At 62.4% G+C, this 16,756-nt stretch carries 14 protein-coding genes; 7 read left to right on the top strand and 7 right to left on the bottom strand.

Annotated features, from left to right (window positions below):
• The first annotated feature begins 3 nt into the window (after positions 1-3).
• From ACR42D_RS13515 to ACR42D_RS13525, 3 genes are all read left to right on the top strand, one after another.
• Positions 4-999 carry a DHH family phosphoesterase gene (locus ACR42D_RS13515; protein ID WP_484567311.1) on the top strand — a complete coding sequence of 332 codons (996 nt, stop codon included), beginning with the start codon at positions 4-6 and terminating at the stop codon, positions 997-999.
• An 18-nt stretch (positions 1,000-1,017) separates the two neighbouring features.
• The gene (gene polA / locus ACR42D_RS13520) at positions 1,018-3,687 is read left to right on the top strand and encodes a DNA polymerase I (RefSeq protein WP_484567312.1); all 2,670 of its coding nucleotides are present in this window, start codon (positions 1,018-1,020) and stop codon (positions 3,685-3,687) included.
• 122 nt (positions 3,688-3,809) lie between these two features.
• On the top strand, positions 3,810-4,409 hold the full coding sequence (locus ACR42D_RS13525) for a hypothetical protein (protein ID WP_484567313.1): 600 nt from the start codon (positions 3,810-3,812) through the stop codon (positions 4,407-4,409).
• A gap of 323 nt (positions 4,410-4,732) precedes the next feature.
• On the opposite strand, the gene ACR42D_RS13530 is transcribed toward ACR42D_RS13525, so the two are convergent.
• From ACR42D_RS13530 to ACR42D_RS13545, 4 genes are all read right to left on the bottom strand, one after another.
• Positions 4,733-4,939 carry a hypothetical protein gene (locus ACR42D_RS13530; protein ID WP_484567314.1) on the bottom strand — a complete coding sequence of 69 codons (207 nt, stop codon included), beginning with the start codon at positions 4,937-4,939 and terminating at the stop codon, positions 4,733-4,735.
• Between the two features lie 113 nt (positions 4,940-5,052).
• The gene (locus tag ACR42D_RS13535; protein WP_484567315.1) at positions 5,053-5,844 is read right to left on the bottom strand and encodes a substrate-binding periplasmic protein; all 792 of its coding nucleotides are present in this window, start codon (positions 5,842-5,844) and stop codon (positions 5,053-5,055) included.
• 141 nt (positions 5,845-5,985) lie between these two features.
• Complete coding sequence (locus ACR42D_RS13540; protein ID WP_484567316.1) at positions 5,986-9,138, bottom strand: efflux RND transporter permease subunit; 3,153 nt, start codon at positions 9,136-9,138, stop codon at positions 5,986-5,988.
• Between the two features lie 3 nt (positions 9,139-9,141).
• Entirely contained in the window at positions 9,142-10,266 is a 1,125-nt protein-coding gene (locus ACR42D_RS13545) for an efflux RND transporter periplasmic adaptor subunit (RefSeq protein ID WP_484567317.1), read from the bottom strand.
• Positions 10,267-10,617: 351 nt separating this feature from the next.
• On the opposite strand from ACR42D_RS13545, the gene ACR42D_RS13550 reads away from it, so the two are divergent.
• From ACR42D_RS13550 to ACR42D_RS13560, 3 genes are all read left to right on the top strand, one after another.
• Positions 10,618-10,905, top strand: a complete 288-nt coding sequence (locus ACR42D_RS13550) for a DUF1844 domain-containing protein (RefSeq protein ID WP_484567318.1) — start codon at positions 10,618-10,620, stop codon at positions 10,903-10,905.
• An 11-nt stretch (positions 10,906-10,916) separates the two neighbouring features.
• Entirely contained in the window at positions 10,917-11,972 is a 1,056-nt protein-coding gene (argC, locus tag ACR42D_RS13555) for an N-acetyl-gamma-glutamyl-phosphate reductase (RefSeq protein WP_484567319.1), read from the top strand.
• A gap of 122 nt (positions 11,973-12,094) precedes the next feature.
• Positions 12,095-12,706: a nitroreductase family protein gene (locus tag ACR42D_RS13560; RefSeq protein WP_484567320.1), complete on the top strand. Its 612-nt coding sequence runs from the start codon at positions 12,095-12,097 to the stop codon at positions 12,704-12,706.
• A gap of 364 nt (positions 12,707-13,070) precedes the next feature.
• Here ACR42D_RS13560 and ACR42D_RS13565 read toward each other — a convergent pair whose 3' ends face one another.
• The 3 genes from ACR42D_RS13565 to ACR42D_RS13575 all read right to left on the bottom strand — a co-directional run bounded on the left by ACR42D_RS13565 (position 13,071) and on the right by ACR42D_RS13575 (position 15,030).
• Positions 13,071-13,406 carry a tRNA-binding protein gene (locus tag ACR42D_RS13565; RefSeq protein ID WP_484567321.1) on the bottom strand — a complete coding sequence of 112 codons (336 nt, stop codon included), beginning with the start codon at positions 13,404-13,406 and terminating at the stop codon, positions 13,071-13,073.
• 108 nt (positions 13,407-13,514) lie between these two features.
• On the bottom strand, positions 13,515-13,976 hold the full coding sequence (locus tag ACR42D_RS13570) for a 4Fe-4S ferredoxin (RefSeq protein WP_484567322.1): 462 nt from the start codon (positions 13,974-13,976) through the stop codon (positions 13,515-13,517).
• Positions 13,966-15,030, bottom strand: a complete 1,065-nt coding sequence (locus ACR42D_RS13575; protein WP_484567323.1) for a 4Fe-4S dicluster domain-containing protein — start codon at positions 15,028-15,030, stop codon at positions 13,966-13,968. Before ACR42D_RS13575 ends, ACR42D_RS13570 begins: the two co-directional genes overlap by 11 nt.
• Positions 15,031-15,417: 387 nt before the next feature.
• On the opposite strand from ACR42D_RS13575, the gene ACR42D_RS13580 reads away from it, so the two are divergent.
• Entirely contained in the window at positions 15,418-16,746 is a 1,329-nt protein-coding gene (locus ACR42D_RS13580) for a citrate synthase (protein WP_484567324.1), read from the top strand.
• Positions 16,747-16,756: the final 10 nt, after the last annotated feature.

Raw genomic sequence — 16,756 nt, forward strand, 5'->3', positions numbered from 1 at the left:
TACGTGGCACTATTTCGACAACTTGACGAACAGGTGGAGCAGCTGCTCAGCCTGTTCAACAAGGAAGACAACTGGCTGATCCTCATCAACGCCGACCCGGACGCCCTGGGCTCGGCACTGGCCCTGAAACGGATCATGACCCGGCGCGTGAACGCCGCGGCCATTGCGCAGATCAACGAAATCAAGCGGCCGGACAACCTGTCCATGATCCGCTACTGCCGCATCCCCACCCAGAAGCTCATCCCGAACCTCGCGGCCCAGTATGACAAGTTCGCCCTGGTGGACTCCCAGCCGCACCACAACCCCGAATTCAAGCCGTTCGATTTCTCGGTGGTCATCGACCACCACCCGATCATGCAGGACAACCCGGTCCAGGCCGATTTCGTGGACATCCGGCCCAAGTACGGCGCGGTCTGCACCATGATGACCGAGTACCTGTACAACATGAAGATCCGCCCGGCCAAACTGCTGGCCACGGCGCTCATGTACGGCATCCGCTGCGACACCAAGACCTTCGAGCGCGAGTTCATCGACGCGGACATGTCCGCCTTCAAGTACCTGAGCAAGTTCGCGGACTCCAAGCTGATGAACCGCATCAGCCGCAGCGAGTTCCACCTGGACTGGATGCGCTACTTCTCGCGCGCCTTCTACAACCTGCGGCGCATCGGCCACGGGCTGTTCGCCCACTGCGGCAACGTGGACAACCCGGACATCCTGGTCATCGTGGCCGACTTCTTCACCCGCGTGCACAACGTGGCCTGGGTGGTGGTTTCGGGCACGGCGGACGACAAGCTGGTGTGCATCTTCCGGGGCGACGGCCTGCGCCGCGACATGGGCGCCATGGCCCAGAAGCTGATGAACGGGCTCGGCTCGGCGGGCGGGCACAAACAGGCCGCCCGCGCCGAAGTGGACCTGACCGACCTGGAAGGCGTGGACCCGGAAATCTTCATGCTCAAACGCCTCGGGCACGGCCGCAAATCCTCCATCCACAGAATCTAAACCCCACCCCACATATCTATGTCGTTAAAAGAACGCCTCAATTTCGATAAGGACCCGATCTACCTCATCGACGGGACCGCCCTGCTCTATCGCGCCTTCTACGCCCGCGCCGACCTGTCCCGCTCGGACGGGTTCCCGACCAACGCCATCAACACGGTCATGCGCGTGCTCATGAACCTGCTCAAGGACGAGAACCCGAACCACGTAGGCTTTCTCATGGACGGCAAGGGGCCGACCTTCCGCAACGCGCTGTACGGCGAGTACAAGGCCAACCGCCCGGCCATGCCCGAACCGCTGCGCGACCAGGTGGAGCCGGTGCGCCGGGGCGTGGAGCTGCTCGGCATCAAGCTGCTGGTCTCCGAGGGCGTGGAGGCGGACGACTGCATCTGTTCCCTGGCGGGCCGCTACAAGGCGGACCGGCCGGTGATCATCCTGGCCACGGACAAGGACATCAAGCAGTGCCTGGACGACCAGGTGGTCATGGTCAGCCAGATCGGGCGCAAGGAGACCATCCACACGCTGGATTCCTTCCGCGAGGCCGAGGGCATGGAACCCGCCACCTGGCCGGACTTCCAGGCCGTGATCGGCGACTCGGCGGACAACATCCCGGGCGTGCCGGGCGTGGGCCCCGTGACCGCGCGCAAGCTGTTCGCCGCCACCGGCCCCACGCTGGAGGACGTGCGCGACAACCTGGACAAGGTGCCCGAGAAGCTGCGCGCCAAGGTCGAGCCCGAGATGGACCAGGTCTTCACCTACCGCGAACTGACGCGGATGAAGACAGACAGCTGCGACCAGGACCTGGATTTCTTCCGGCTGCGCCAGCCGGACCTGGCCGCGCTGGACGCTTTTTTCGAGGAATACGAGCTGCGCGGATTGCAGCGGCTGCTGCCCAAGGACGCGGGCGCGACGAAGGCCGCCCCGGCCCCGCTGGCCGAGACGGTCAAGAAGGCGGCCAAGGCCGCTCCCGCCGGGGAGGCCAAGCAGTTCTCCCTGTTCGGCGAGGCCCCGGTAAGCGAGAAGACCGAAGAGCCCATGGACGTGAACGTGGCCGGAACCGTGGACGACCTGCCCGACCTGGGCGGCGAGGACGTGGGGCTGACCTTTGAGGACGAGGCGTTCTTCATCGGCGTGAACGGCCAGGAGTACCGCTACGCGGGCCCGGCCAGGGAGCTGGTGCGCAAGATCGAGCACGCCTCGGTCATCGCCACGCCGAGCGTGCAGGATTTGCTGCGCGCGGACGAGGCGTGGGTCCACATCCTATCGAGCCAGTGGTTCGACCTCAGCCTGGCCGCCTACCTGCTCGACCCCGAGGCGCGCAACTACACCTGGGCGCGGCTGCGGCAGTCCATGTTCCAGGACGGCCGGGCCGAGTTCGCGGACGCGGCGCGCGAGCTGCATCCGCAGTCCCAGGGGCTGGCCGCGCTGGCCTACATGGCGTCCGTCCGGGGCCAGGTGGAGGGCGCGCACCTGAACGCGCTCATGCGCGAGCTGGAAATCCCGCTCATCCCGGTGCTGGTCGGCATGGAGCGGGCGGGCATCGCCATCGACAACGCGGCGTTCCAGGAATTTTTGGACGAGGTCAACGGCCAGCTCGACGAGCTGACCCGGACGATCATCAAGCACGCGGGCGAGGAGTTCAACATCCGCTCCAGCCAGCAGCTGGCCGTGGTCCTGTTCGACCAGCTCGGCATCAAGGCGGGTTCCAAGACCTCCACCGGGCTGCGCTCCACGGCCAACCAGGTGCTGGAGAAAATCCGCGACCAACATCCCATCGTGAACGCGGTGCTCGAATTCCGCATGCTCGAAAAGCTGCGCTCCACCTATCTGGAGCCGCTGCCCAAGATGGTCGGCGAGGACGGCCGCCTGCACACGCATTTCAACCAGCTGGCCACGGCCACGGGCAGGTTGTCCAGCTCGCAGCCGAATCTGCAGAACATCCCCATCCGGGGGGTGCACGGCCCGAGGATGCGCGCCTGCTTCAACGCGGCGGACGGCAACCTGCTCGCCGCGGCGGACTACTCCCAGGTCGAACTGCGCGTCCTGGCCCACTTCTCCAAGGACCCGGCGCTGATCGACGCGTTCCGACACGACGAGGACATCCACGCGCGCACGGCCGCGCTGATCCATGAAAAGGACATCGCGGACGTGACCGGCAACGAGCGGCGCGGGGCCAAGACCATCAACTTCGGGTTGATCTACGGCATGGGCGTGCAGAAGCTGGCCCGCGAGCTGAAGATCAAGCAAACCGAGGCCCAGGAGTTCACGGACAAGTACTTCGAGAAGATGGCCACGCTCAAGGCGTACTACGACACCATTGTCGAGGACGCGCTCAAGCACGGCTTCGTGACCACCCTGGCCGGACGTCGCCGCCTCCTGCCCGAGCTCCACTCCCGCAACAACCAGCTCTCGTCCCAGGCCCGCCGCCAGGCGGTCAACACGGTCATCCAGGGCTCGGCCGCGGACATCATCAAGATGGCCATGGTCCAGGCCCACAAGGACAAGCCCCTCAAGGAACTCGAAGCCTGCCTCATCCTCCAGGTCCACGACGAACTGATCATCGAGGCCCCCGAAGCCAATATTGAGGCAGCGGGCGCGCGATTAATGGAGATCATGCAGAACGTGGCAAAGCTGGACGTCCCGCTGAAAGTTGACATGGGCGTTGGGAAGAATTGGGCGGAAGCGCATTAAGGCGCTCTAAATTAAAGTGTTTACCTTTCAGTACTATCTTTTTTTCCAGCACAAATTATAGAATATATACATTATATTATAATCATGTTATACGCTTCCTAAATCTAATCCAGGAGGCAAGGATGCCAGTAATCAGCTTGACAGATTTCATTGATGTAGTTGCAAAGTCTGGAACTCCCAAATTAACTAAGATAGCTGAGATAATAAGGAGACCCCCATACTCCCCTGCAACTGATTACTATCGCGGAATTAGAGAACATATCGTCTCTGCACACCAAAACAACCTGCCCAAAAACAGCATCGATAAATGCGTGAAATTGGCGAGTAAAGGCAAGCAAGGACATTACAAAGAATTAAGCAAATTTTACAAGCAATGGTGGGGTAATAAATCTATAAAATGGTTTAACCCTCCCCGTACAAATTTCGGAGATGGACTTGTCTCAATTCGAGTAAACCCAGAGCTCGGCCTCTCCATTGATGGAGACAACCACATAATTAAATTATATTTTAAAACAGACAAGTTAGCAAAGAACCGCGCAGTATTTATCACACACTTGATGAATGAAGTCTTTCAAGCGGAAACGCAAAAGGGAGTCAATATATCGGTACTAGATATCCGTCGGAAGAAACTATTCACTCATGAAGCTCAAAATAGCGCTATAATTGCCGGAATTAAGGCCGAATTAGGGTATATTTCCATGCTTTGGAATGACTTAGAATAGCATTCCTTTTCTCAGCCATCTCCTCGTCAGCCCTAGAAGCTGACGGAGCGGCGGAGCGGCTCTTCGATCCTGGGAGGGAGCGGAGCGGACGACTGGATCGGGAGCGGAGCCGGTCCGATCAGATTCTTGGGCTGGCGAGGAAGGCGGTGCGCCCCTCCAGGCCCTTTTCTTTGGTTCTTTCTTTTGGGCCCTCAAAAGAAAGAACCCCGCCGGGAGGGCTGCAAAAACTTGGAGGAGCGCCAGCGACGGCTCTACTCTTTTCTTCGTCTTTTCTTTCAATTTCCTAAAAAAAGGCCCGCTCACGCGGACCTTTCCTTTTCCCCTCAGCGGGTGTGGCACTCCCGGCTGCAAAAGTAGCAGCCGTCCACTTCATCAAAATACTCCTTAGCCTTGACGATCGCCCCGTGACAGGACGGGTATTCGCCGAGAAAGATGCTGTTCTCCGGCAGGGGCTTGTACGCGCACAGGCTAGTGTGGACCTCGTGCTCGCCCGTGGGCTGGGGGTTCTTGTTGACGTAATACTTATACATGAAGCCTCCCTTTGTATTGTGGTTGACTTATGTATATAGAGCATACGTTTGATTGTAAATACAATATCGTTAATACGATTCTCACTTGCAAAAAAAAGGAGCGCTCCGCACCGCTACCGCCTGTCCATGTACTTGGAGAGGATGGCGTCGATGCGCCCTTCGGCCCGCATCTGCTTGATCGCCTCGTTGAACTCCCCCAGCCGGGCGGCATAGGGACAGTCGCGGTTGATGAACAGGTGGAACGGCCGGTCCTCCAACGAGACATCCGTCTCCACGATGCGGTTGGCCACCCCAACCTCCTCGATCAGGGGCCAGGCGGCCATGGGCCACTCGATGGCTATATCCCCCCGGTGGTTGGCCAGCATGAGCCAGATGTTCTTGATCACCGGGGACTCGTAGGTCTTGATGCCCTGCGAGCGGATGAACAGATCGTTCCAGCCGTTGCCGTGGTAGGTGACCACCACCAGCCCCAGCCGGTAGATGTCGTCGATGGTCCTGATGTTCCGGATCGCCGCCAGCTTGGGGTGGTCCGCGTAGGTGAATATCTTGACCCGCTTCATGTAGAGCGGGTCCTCATGAGTGGCAGCATAGGCCAGCCGCTCGGCCGTGGGCACGGTGATCATGGCGTCGGCGTCGCCCGATCGGACCAGGGCCTGGCAGCGGCTCCACGGATAGGCCTCCCACTTGGAGCTGACGCCCATGCGCCCCAGGGCCTCGCTGACGATCTCGAAAAAAAACCCGGTCATGTACCCTTCCCCGGTGCGGGTGAAAAAGGGCCAGTAGTCCGGGTAGGCCACGCGCAGGGGTTCGGCGGCGAACGCAACAGGGCAGGAAGCCGCCAGCAGGGCCACGGCCAACCACAGGCCCGGCAGCCACTTCCCGGCGAATCCGAATTTTATTCGCATTTATCCTCTCCCATGCTCAGACGGTAGCAGATTCTTCACTTCCGTCAACAACATACGAGCGATTTCGCCGGGGATACGGTCAAAAAAATGGCCGCCCCCCGAGGAACGGCCATTTATTCATATCACCTTATATTTGTTAAGCTATTTTTCTTTCCTGTTGGCTATGCCCTCTTTGCGCAGAAACCCGCCTATCCACGAACCCGCGCCCTGGATGGCGGTGTACAGGGAGGGGACCACGAGCACGCCCAGAACCGTGGCCGCGATCATGCCGCCGAAGACCGAGGTGCCCAAGGCGTGGCGGCTGGCAGAGCCCGCGCCCGACGCCCGAACCAGGGGGATGACACCCAGGATGAAGGCGAACGAGGTCATCAGGATGGGCCTGAAGCGCAGGGACGCGGCCGCCTTGGCCGCCTCCAGGATGGACATGCCCGCGTCGTGCTTGTCCTTGGCGTACTCCACGATCATGATCGCGTTCTTGGCCGCCAGGCCGATGAGCATGACCAGGCCGACCTGGGCGTAGACGTTGTTGTCCAGCCCGCGCAGCCACTGCGCCGACATGGCCCCGAAGATGCCCAGCGGCACGCACAGGATGACCGCGAACGGCGTGGTCCAGCTCTCGTACTGCGCGGCCAGGACCAGGAAGACCATGACGATGGCCAGGCCGAAGATCATTCCGACCTGCCCGCCCGCGGTCTTCTCCTGGTAGGCGATGGCCGTCCAGTCGAAGCCGTACCCGTCGGGCAGGTTCTGCGTGGCCACCTCTTCCATGGCGGCCATGGTCTGGCCCGAGCTGTACCCGGCCGGGGTGGCCGCGTTGATCTCCACCGTGCGGAAGACGTTGTACCGCTGGATGTACTCCGGGCCGGCGATGCGCTTTGATTTGCTCAGGGTCGACAACGGGACCATCTGGCCCGTGTTGGAGCGCATGTAGAACCGGTTCAGGTCCTCAAGCCGGGTGCGGAACTGGGACTCGGCCTGGGCCATGACCCGGTAGGTGCGCCCGTACTTGTTGAAGTCGTTGATGTAGTAGCCGCCGAGGTAGGTCTGCAGCGTCTTGAACACGTCGGAGATGGGCACGCCGAGCTTCTTGGCCTTGTCGCGGTCGATCTCCACGAAGTACTGCGGCACGCTGTCGCTGAAGGTCGTGAACAGGTTGGCGATCTCCGGGCGCTTGGACGCCGCGGCGATGTACTGCTTGGTCACGGCGGCCAGCTCGCTCACGGTGTTGCCCGAGCGGTCCTGCAACTCGAACTGCAGGCCGCCGGTGGAGGACAGGCCCGGGATGGGCGGCGGCGAAAAGGCCATGACCACCGCTTCCTGGATACCCCAGAACTCCTTCTGCGCCTTGCCCATGATGGACTTCAGCGACAGGGCGGCCGTCTCGCGCTCGGACCAGTCGTCCAGGACCACGAAGACAGCCGAGGTGTACGAGGAGTACGCCCCGGTGAGCAGGTTGAACCCGCCGAGCACGACGTAGTTGTGCACGCCCGGCGCCTCCTTGAGGTAGGCCTCGATCTTTTTCATGACCCCGTCGGACCGCTCCAGCGAAGCGCCCTCGGGCAGGGAGACGTTGATGATGAAGTAGCCCTGGTCCTCGTCCGGCACGAAGCTGGACGGCAGGATGGAGAACAGCCCGCCGCAGGCCCCGATCAGCACGGCCACCACGAGCACGCCCATGAAGGCGCGCCGGACCATGGCCGCCACGGCCTTGTTGTAGCGCGCGGTGACCCATTCGAAGACCGTGTTGAATTTGGTGAAGAACCAGCCCAGCGGCCCCCGGATGGGCGTGTACGGCCGCAGGATCAGGGCCGACAGCGCGGGCGACAGGGTCAGGGCGTTGATCGACGAGATGGCCACGGACACGGACAGGGTCAGGGCGAACTGCTTGTACAGCTGGCCGGTGATGCCGCCCATGAAGGCCACCGGGATGAACACCGCGATGAGCACCAAGGTACTGGCGATGACCGGGCCGGTGACCTCGCTCATGGCCTTCTTGGTGGCGTCCTTGGGACTCATGCCCTCGTCGTCGATATTGCGCTGGGTCGCCTCGACCACCACGATGGCGTCGTCCACCACGATGCCGATGGCCAGGACCAGGCCGAACAGGGTCAGGGTGTTGATGGAGAACCCGAGCATGGGGAACAGGGCGAAGGTGCCGATCAGCGAGACCGGTACGCAGACCATGGGAATGATGGTCGTGCGCCAGTTCTGCAGGAAGATGAAGACCACCAGGAAGACGAGGATCAAGGCCTCGTACAGGGTGGACATGACCTCATCGATGGACGAGTTGACGAACCGGGTGGTGTCGTAGGGGATGGAATAGTGGACGCCCTCCGGGAAATACCGGGACAGGTCCGCCATGGTCGCCCTCACCTGCCTGGCCACGTCCAGGGCGTTGGAGCCGGGCAGCTGGTAGATGAGCATGGATGCGTTGGGCTGGCCGTTGAGACGCGCGAAGGTGAAGTAGTTCTTGGCCCCCAGCTCCACGCGGGCCACGTCGCGGATGCGCACGTTGGACCCGTCGGCCTCGCCCTTGAGGATAATGTTGCCGAACTCGTCCGGATCGACCAGCCGCCCCTTGACGCGCAGAGTCATCTGGAACTGCTGATCCTTGGGCGCGGGCGGCATGCCGATCTGGCCCGCCGGGGCCTGGGTGTTCTGCTCCTCCACCGCGTTGATCACGTCGCTGACCGTCAGGTTGTAGGAGGCCAACCGGTCCGGGTCGAGCCACAACCGCATGCCGTAGTCCAGGTCGCCGAACATGTTCACGTCGCCGACGCCCTCGATGCGCCGCAGCGCGTCGTACAGGTTGATCTTGCCGTAGTTGTTCAGGAAAAGAGTGTCGTACTCCGGCTTGTCCGAGGTCAGGGAGACGATGAGCACGAACTCCGGCGACTGCTTGCGCACGGAGATGCCGGTGTTGCGGACCTCCTGGGGCAGCTGGGGCGTGGCCAGGTTGACGCGGTTCTGCACGTCCACGGTGGCCAGCTCCAGGTCGCGGCCCAGCTGGAAGGTCACGGTCAGGCTCAGGGAGCCGTCGTTGGCCGAGATGGACTTCATGTACATCATGTCCTGGGCGCCGTTGACCTGCTCCTCGATGGGCGCGGCCACGGACTGCTCCACGGTGGCGGCGTCCGCGCCGGTGTAGGTGGCCTGGACGCTGACCGAAGGCGGCGAAATCTGCGGATACTGGGCGATGGGCAGGGCAAACAGGGAAAGCACGCCCACCAGCAGGATGATGATGGCCACCACCGAGGCGAAGATGGGCCGGTCGATGAAGAAGCGGACGAACATGGGCTACTCCGCTCCGGCCTTCGCGCCGTCGCCGGATGCGGGCCGGGCGTCATCGGCCACCGGAGCGGGGGCGGCCTCCGCGTCGGCCGAGGCGGCGGGCGGCTGCGCGTTGCCGGTCTCCATGGGCACCACCACGGGCTTGATCTTCATGCCCGGCTTGACCCGGTTGATGCCCTCTGCCAGGAGCATGTCCCCGGCCTTGACCCCGTCGGTGACCACGGCCAGGTTCATGGACTCGGTGCCCAGCTTGACCGGCTGGTTCTTGACGGTCCCTTCTTCGTCCACCAGGTACACGGACTTCATGCCCTGGACGTCCATGATCGCTGTGACCGGAATGACCACCGCGTCCTGATGGTTGGAGACGCGCACCCGGACCTTGGCGTACTGGCCGGGCTTGAGCAGGTTCTCGGGATTGGGGAAGAGCACGCGGATGCCCAGCGTTCCGGTCTGCGGGTCCACGGTGGGGTCGACCATGTCGAAGCGGCCGGGCTGGCTGTATTCGCCGCCGTCGGCCAGGACCAGACGGACGGGCCGCTGGCCGGACTCGCGGGCCTGCTGGTCGCGCATGGCCCGGATGTAGTCGCCCTCGCTGACGTTGAAGCTGACGTAGATCGGGTCCATGGTGGAGATGGTCGCCAGAAGCGTGTTCTCGCCCTGGCCCACCAGGTTGCCCACATCCACCTGCACCCGGCCGATGACGCCGTCGATGGGCGAGTAGATCTTGGTGTAGCCGAGTTGGATCCTGGCGTTTTCCACCTTGGCCCGGTTGTCGGCCAGCTGGGCCTTGTAGGTGGCCGCCTGGGTCTGGTAGCTCTCGAATTCGTCGCGGCTGACCACGCCCTCGTCAAAGAGCTTCTTGAACCGCTTCAGATCCTTGGCCGCCTTGTTGTAGAGGGCCTGGTTGTATTCCAACCCGGACTGAGCCTGCTTCAGGTCCTCTTCGAACGGCTTGGGATCGATGACAAAGAGCAGGTCGCCCTTCTTGACGGTCCTGCCCTCCTCGAAATTCTTTTTGATCAGGAACCCGGCCACGCGCGCCCGGACCTCCACGGTCTCGTGGGCGCTGATCTGGCCGACCCACTCGCCCCAGTTGGGCATGTCGCGGGTCTCGGCCTTGACCACTTTCATGGGAACCGCTTCCTGGGGGGCGTTCTGCTCCGCCTTCTTGTCATTGCCGGAGCATCCGGCAAGGGCCAGAGAGAAAAACAGGACGACGCAGACCGACGCTGAACGCAAAACAGAGTTTACCATCTCGAAAAACCTTGCATTGTGTTGTTGTGAAAAAAACCCCTCACCATCATACGCGATTGTGCACACCTTACAAACTTCACGCAAGTATGTATATTAGTTATTTCACATAATGCGTATACTTGCGCCATCCCGGCGCTCTCAAACCGACGCCCTCCGTATTGACTCCGGCCCGGCCAGACCGTACTTATCGGTCAGTGACAACCGCCTTCAATCAGCACGGAGAGGAAAATGGGCGAGAACAACTGCAGAGAAAACCCCATGAAGGGCATCCCCCTGGGCATCAACTTCACCACCTTCATCTACTCCCTGTCGTCCTCGGCCATGGTCGCCCTGGGCGAGGCCGCCGATCCGGGCACGGGCAAGGTCGCCTTCAACAAGGACCTGGCCAAGCACACCATCGACGTGCTCGGCATGCTCAAACAGAAATTCGACAACGGCCTGGAGGAGGACGAGAAAAAGCTTCTGTGCGACCTCGTCTACAATCTCCGGATGGCCTACGTTAACAAGACCAAATAGCGGGAACGACAATGTCTCAGATCATCAAGGCCGGGCTGGTGGGCGTCACCGGCTACACCGGCATGGAACTGGCCCGGCTCATGGTCCACCACTCCTCCATGGAGCTGGTCCGGGCCACCTCGCGGTCCGAGGCGGGCAAGAAGCTCGCCGACATCTACCCCTTCCTCAACCGGCTGCCGCTGGGCGAGTTGACCATCACCCAGCCCGACGCCGCCGACCTGGCCGAGGAATGCGACGTGGTCTTCCTGGCCGTGCCGCACAAGACCGCCATGGAGATCGCGGCCGAGCTGCTCGAGGCGGGCGTCAAGGTGGTGGACCTGTCCGCCGACTTCCGCATCAACGACAAGGCCACCTACGAGGCGTGGTACCAGGTGGAGCACACCCGCGCCGACCTGCTGGGCGAAGCGGTCTACGGCCTGCCCGAGCTGTACCTGGACAAAATCATGGGCGCGCGGCTCATCGCCAACCCGGGCTGCTACCCGACCTCCTCCATCCTCGGCCTGGCTCCGGCTCTGTCCGCCGGACTGGTGGAGACGGACAATATCGTCATCGACGCCAAGTCCGGGGCCTCGGGCGCGGGGCGCGGAGCCAAGGTGGGCAACCTGTTCTGCGAGGTGGCCGATTCCTTCAGGGCCTACGGCCTGCCCACCCACCGGCACACCCCGGAGATCGAGCAGGAAATTTCCAAGCTGGCCGGGACCGACATCACGGTCTCGTTCAACACCCACCTGCTGCCCATCGACCGGGGCATCCTGTCAACCATCTACACCCGGCTCAAGGACGCCGCCGACCTCGACGCGGTGCATGCGCTCTACACCGACTTCTACGCGGACAAGCCGCTGGTGCGCGTGCTGCCCAAGGGCCAGCTGCCCGAGACCCGGTTCGTGCGCGGCACTGTCTTCTGCGACATCGGCCTGGTGGTCGACCCGAGGACCAACCGGCTGATCATCCTGTCGGCCATCGACAACCTCTGCCGGGGCGCGTCCGGCCAGGCGCTGATGAACGCCAACCTGATCTGCGGCCTGGACATCGACGAGGGCCTGCCCATGGCCCCCATGATGCCCTGACGGCGCATCGTATTCCGATTAGATGAAAGGCCGTCGTGAAAGACGGCCTTTTCTTTTTTCCGCCAATGTATATATTGAAGGAAGGCAATTTCACCACGAGCCCCAACACGGAGGATACCCATATGGATTTCAGCGAGATATTGGAACGTCGCCGAGCCATCAACTTTTTCGACCCCTCGCGGGACGTGCCCGAAGACCTGTTGCGCACCGTGCTGACCGAGGCGGCCATGGCCCCGTCCAGCTTCAACCTCCAGCCGTGGAAGGTGAAAATCCTCCGCGACCCGGAGCGCAAGGCCGCCCTGCGCGCCATCGCCTTTGACCAGCCCAAGATCACCGAGGCCCCGGTGGTGCTCATCGTCCTGGGCGACCGCGACGGCTGGAAGGAAGGCAATCCCACCTTCGAAGGCCACTTCAAGCACAACATGAAGCCCGAGCAGCGCGACTATCTGGTCAACTCCGCCAAGACGCTGTACGGCGACACCCCGGACGCCTCCCTGGCCTTTGCCGCCAAGAACGCGGGCCTGTTCGCCATGTCCTTCATGTACGCGGCCTGCTCCCACGGCCTGGACACCCACCCCATGGACGGTTTCGACCGCGAGGCGGTGCGCAAGGAGTTCGACATCCCGGCCCAGTACTGGATCCCCATGCTCATCGCCGTGGGCCACCGCGTCCCGGACCTCCAGGTACAACCCAAAGCATGGCGCCAACCTCTTGAGGATATGATTCTGGAGTAAGGCGGCTTCCGAGAGCGGCGCATCTGCACATTTTTTCCGGGGGGCTTTCATCCTCACGTAGACGACTACACTGCGGTGAAAGCCCCCCGGAAGAAAATGCACAGCTGCACCACTCTCGAAAGCCTTGTGCGAACGCGGTAAGAGAGCCGCTGTCGGGTGCTGGCGCACCCGAATTGCTTCAGAAGAATCAAGAATGAAGGCCTCCGACTCATCGCTGAGTCGGGGCCTTTTAGCGTCTACCGCCCCGCGAAGCGGATAGAAAAAGTTTAGGAAAGGATGGGGATGGGAGTCCGGGGGAAGGGGAAGGAAAAGCCCTTTTCAAAGGGTTCCCTCTCCCCCTTCCCCCGGCCGCCGGAGGCATCTTCTATCCCAACTTCAGGCCGTTGGGGCAGGGTTTGTCGGGGGTGGCGAGGACGACGCCGTCGGGGCTGTAGAAGCCGGTGACCAGGCATTCGGAGCGCACGGGGCCGATCTGTTTGGGCGGGAAGTTGACCACGCCGACGATCTGTTTGCCGACGAGTTCCTCGGGATTATAGAGGTCGGTGATCTGGGCGCTGGACTTGCGGGTGCCGATGTCCCCGCCGAAATCGACCTCGAGCCTGTAGGCCGGGACGCGGGCCTCGGGAAAGGGTTCGGCCTTGACGATGGTGCCCACGCGCAGCTCCACCTTTTCGAAATCGTTCCATGATATGGTTTCCATGGGGCTCTCCGTTTGGTTGTGTTCGTGAGGAACTAGCATGTTTGCCGGGCACAAGAAAGGGGACCCGAGGGTCCCCTTTCCGGCTATGGGAATGGAGTGTGGCGGAAACTATTTGCGTACGGCGTAGGCCGACCTTTTGCGGATGAACGCGACCAGGGCCAGCACGCCCAGGACCATGACCAGGGTCAGATGCGCCCACTCGATGGTCAGAATCCAAACTGGGTCCAGGGTCACGCCGGGCAGGTTGCGGTAGACGCGCAGCAGGCCGGACGCGACCAGGCCGCCGACGACTGCGGCGCGGGCCAGGCCCAGGCCGGTCAGAGCGAGTTTGTTCTTCCAGGACTTGAGCCAGTTGGCCACGACCAGGGCGACCAGGAAGAGCAAGGCCGCGCCCAGGACGTAGTGGATCTTGTGGACCAGGAAGAAGTCGCCGGTCCAGGCCATGCCCGGCACGGTGGTCAGGGCGTAGCGCTTGGCCAGGGGCATCTGCATGAACCCGGTGAAGGTCAGGGCGGCCACCAGGAGGATGAACAGCCGGGAAATCCAGGCCGGATAGGGTCTAGTCTTCATGGTCGCCCTCCCCCTTGTTCAGCAGCTTGGAACCCAGGCCGAGCACGCCCGCCGCGATGCCCGCCACCGGGGCGATGAACGCGGCCGTGGCCAGGTTGGTCTCGTCGGCCATGACGTCCTTGACCGGGCCCATGTGCGGCTTGCCGGGGCCGAGCGGAGAACGCTTCTTCTGGCCCTTGCCTCCCTTGTTCGCGCCGGGGCCGGAGTCCTTGTCGATGGCCTTGTCGATGAGCTCGAACGGGACCGGGGAGACGTACAGGGTGTTGGTCCCGCCGTTCTCCTCCAGGCCGTAGATGAACCCGTTCATCTCCTTGGCCAGTTCCTTGGCGCGAGCCACGATCTCACGGCGCGGGCCGATGGTCTGGACGTCCTCGGGGCAGACCGCGATGCACGCGGGCAGCTCGCCCTTGTCCAGAAGCTGGTGGCAGCGGTCGCACTTGTACATGACCCCGTTGCCGGCCAGGCGCGGCATGAGATGGCGATACAGCCCCACGCCGGACTGGCGCTGGGGGGTGTGCCACGGACACACGGTCCGGCACTTGGCCCCGCCCATGCACAGGTTCGGGCTGATCCGGGTCAACCCGTTGACCTGCTTGTTGGCCGCGCCGAAGGGGCACATGTTGGCGCACGGCGGGTTCTGGCAGTGCATGCACCGCCTGGGGATGTTGATATCAAAGGATTCGCCCTGGTACTCGACCTCGGCGTTCTGCAAAAAGAGCCAGTTGTAGGGCGTCAGCCGGTCGTCCACGTCGCGCATGTCCGACCAGTCCTCGGGTTTGGCCCGGCGGGACGGGAGCATGGGCGGAAACGGCTTGACCGGGTCCGGGAATTTCTCTGCGTTGGATTCGCGGCAGGCCTCCACGCAGGCCCCGCAGCCGATACATTTGGACAGATCGAGCAGGGTCGCCAGCTCGCCGTCTGACGTCCCGGGCACCCTGTCCTGCGCGGCCAGGGCGGGCGCGGCCGGGATCAACGCCCCGGCGGAGCCCACGCCCAGGGCCTTGAGGAACCCGCGTCGGCTGACGGTTCCCGTCCGATGTTTCTTCTCTGACATGTGGGTTTGCAACCTCGTCTTGGTGTGTTTGCGGACCGGACATCCTTCCGGAGCACGTGCAATATACCCTATAGGGGTATAATTCCGAAAGTCAACCCCAAGCACGGCCTTAGCCGGGAATTGCTGGCAAGGGGCTGCCAAGGCTGGGATAACATCCCCCTATTTCCAAGTTAACATTCTGTAAAAACTGAACTTATATCCAATACCCCCAAGACGGCGTTTGACACAGTAACCATTTTCATTATAAGTAGTCGATTCGGATTGTAAGTCCTTTCTTGATCGGAAGCTTCCATCGCATGGTACGGCCTGACCCCTGACGGCCGACCGGAACCAGGCCAGACGACCGAATTTCCTTCGAAACCCGACAACGGTTGGGAGGCTTGACGTATGATTTCCAGAGGTAACGAGATGCTCAAAGACGACAAATGCGCCTGCGGCAAGACCGCCAAACTCATCATCGACGATAGGACCTTCGAACTGCCCGTGATCGTGGGCACCGAAAACGAACACGCCATCGACATCACCCGGCTGCGAAACGAGACCGGCTACATCACCTATGATCCGGGCTACGCCAACACCGGCTCCTGCAAGAGCGACGTGACCTTCGTCGACGGCGAAAACGGCATCCTGCGCTATCGCGGCTATCCCATCGAGGACCTGGCCGAACACGGCTCCTTCATCGAGATCGCCTACCTGCTCATCTTCGGCGACCTGCCCACACGCGGCCAACGCCAGAAATTCCGCGACCTCCTGAGCGAGCAGGAACTGCTGCACGAGGGACTCCGGCACCACTTCGACGGGTTCCCGTCCACCGGGCATCCCATGGCCATCCTGTCCGCCGTGATCAACGCGCTGGGCTGCTACCATCCCGACCTCCTGGAGATCGACTCCAAGGCGGACTTCCTGCGGGCCGCGGCCAAGCTCATCTCCAAGGTGCGCACCATCGCCGCCTGGTCCTACCGCAAGGCCCAGGGACTGCCGTTCATGTACCCGGACCCGAAGCTCTCCTACTGCCGGAACTTCCTGCACATGATGCACTCCATCCCGCACCGCCAGTTCGAGCCCACGGACGCCCAGGTCCGCGCCCTGACCCTGTTCTTCCTGCTCCATGCCGACCACGAGCAGAACTGCTCCTGCTCCACCGTGCGCATGGTCCAATCCACCGAGGCCAACCTGTTCGCCTCGGTCTCGGCCGGCATCTGCGCCCTGTGGGGACGGCTCCACGGCGGGGCCAACGCGGGCGTCATCCAGATGCTCGAACAGATCCACGAGGGCGGCACGTCCATCCCGGACTACCTTGAGAAGGTCAAGAACAAGGAATGCAAGCTCATGGGCTTCGGCCACCGCATCTACAAGTCCTTCGACCCGAGGGCCAAGATACTGCGCAAGGCCGCCCACGACATGCTTGAATCCACGGGCAACGACGACCCGCTGCTGGACATCGCCCTGGAGATGGCCGACGCGGCCATGAGCGACGAATACTTCATCGAGCGCAGGCTCTACCCCAACGTGGACTTCTACTCGGGCATCATTCTGCGCGCCCTGAACATCCCGGTGAACATGTTCACGGTGATGTTCGCCATCGGCCGCATGCCCGGCTGGATCGCCCACTGGTACGAGGCCTACGCCGACGGCTCCACCAAGATCCACCGTCCGCGCCAGGTCTACACCGGCCGCGAGCCCAGGCTCTACGTCCCCCTGGATTCCAGGCTCTGATATCAACGAC

It is taken from the genome of Pseudodesulfovibrio sp. lm2024, from assembly GCF_051175575.1.
GTDB lineage: Bacteria > Desulfobacterota > Desulfovibrionia > Desulfovibrionales > Desulfovibrionaceae > Pseudodesulfovibrio > Pseudodesulfovibrio caledoniensis.

Excerpts from the sequence above, each read along its gene's own strand:
- polA (WP_484567312.1), top strand. The coding sequence starts at position 1,018 with ATGTCGTTAAAAGAACGCCTCAATTTCGATAAGGACCCGATCTACCTC.
- ACR42D_RS13525 (WP_484567313.1), top strand. The coding sequence starts at position 3,810 with ATGCCAGTAATCAGCTTGACAGATTTCATTGATGTAGTTGCAAAGTCT.
- ACR42D_RS13530 (WP_484567314.1), bottom strand. The coding sequence starts at position 4,939 with ATGTATAAGTATTACGTCAACAAGAACCCCCAGCCCACGGGCGAGCAC.
- ACR42D_RS13535 (WP_484567315.1), bottom strand. The coding sequence starts at position 5,844 with ATGCGAATAAAATTCGGATTCGCCGGGAAGTGGCTGCCGGGCCTGTGG.
- ACR42D_RS13540 (WP_484567316.1), bottom strand. The coding sequence starts at position 9,138 with ATGTTCGTCCGCTTCTTCATCGACCGGCCCATCTTCGCCTCGGTGGTG.
- ACR42D_RS13545 (WP_484567317.1), bottom strand. The coding sequence starts at position 10,266 with ATGAAAGTGGTCAAGGCCGAGACCCGCGACATGCCCAACTGGGGCGAG.
- ACR42D_RS13550 (WP_484567318.1), top strand. The coding sequence starts at position 10,618 with ATGGGCGAGAACAACTGCAGAGAAAACCCCATGAAGGGCATCCCCCTG.
- argC (WP_484567319.1), top strand. The coding sequence starts at position 10,917 with ATGTCTCAGATCATCAAGGCCGGGCTGGTGGGCGTCACCGGCTACACC.
- ACR42D_RS13560 (WP_484567320.1), top strand. The coding sequence starts at position 12,095 with ATGGATTTCAGCGAGATATTGGAACGTCGCCGAGCCATCAACTTTTTC.
- ACR42D_RS13565 (WP_484567321.1), bottom strand. The coding sequence starts at position 13,406 with ATGGAAACCATATCATGGAACGATTTCGAAAAGGTGGAGCTGCGCGTG.
- ACR42D_RS13570 (WP_484567322.1), bottom strand. The coding sequence starts at position 13,976 with ATGAAGACTAGACCCTATCCGGCCTGGATTTCCCGGCTGTTCATCCTC.
- ACR42D_RS13575 (WP_484567323.1), bottom strand. The coding sequence starts at position 15,030 with ATGTCAGAGAAGAAACATCGGACGGGAACCGTCAGCCGACGCGGGTTC.
- ACR42D_RS13580 (WP_484567324.1), top strand. The coding sequence starts at position 15,418 with ATGATTTCCAGAGGTAACGAGATGCTCAAAGACGACAAATGCGCCTGC.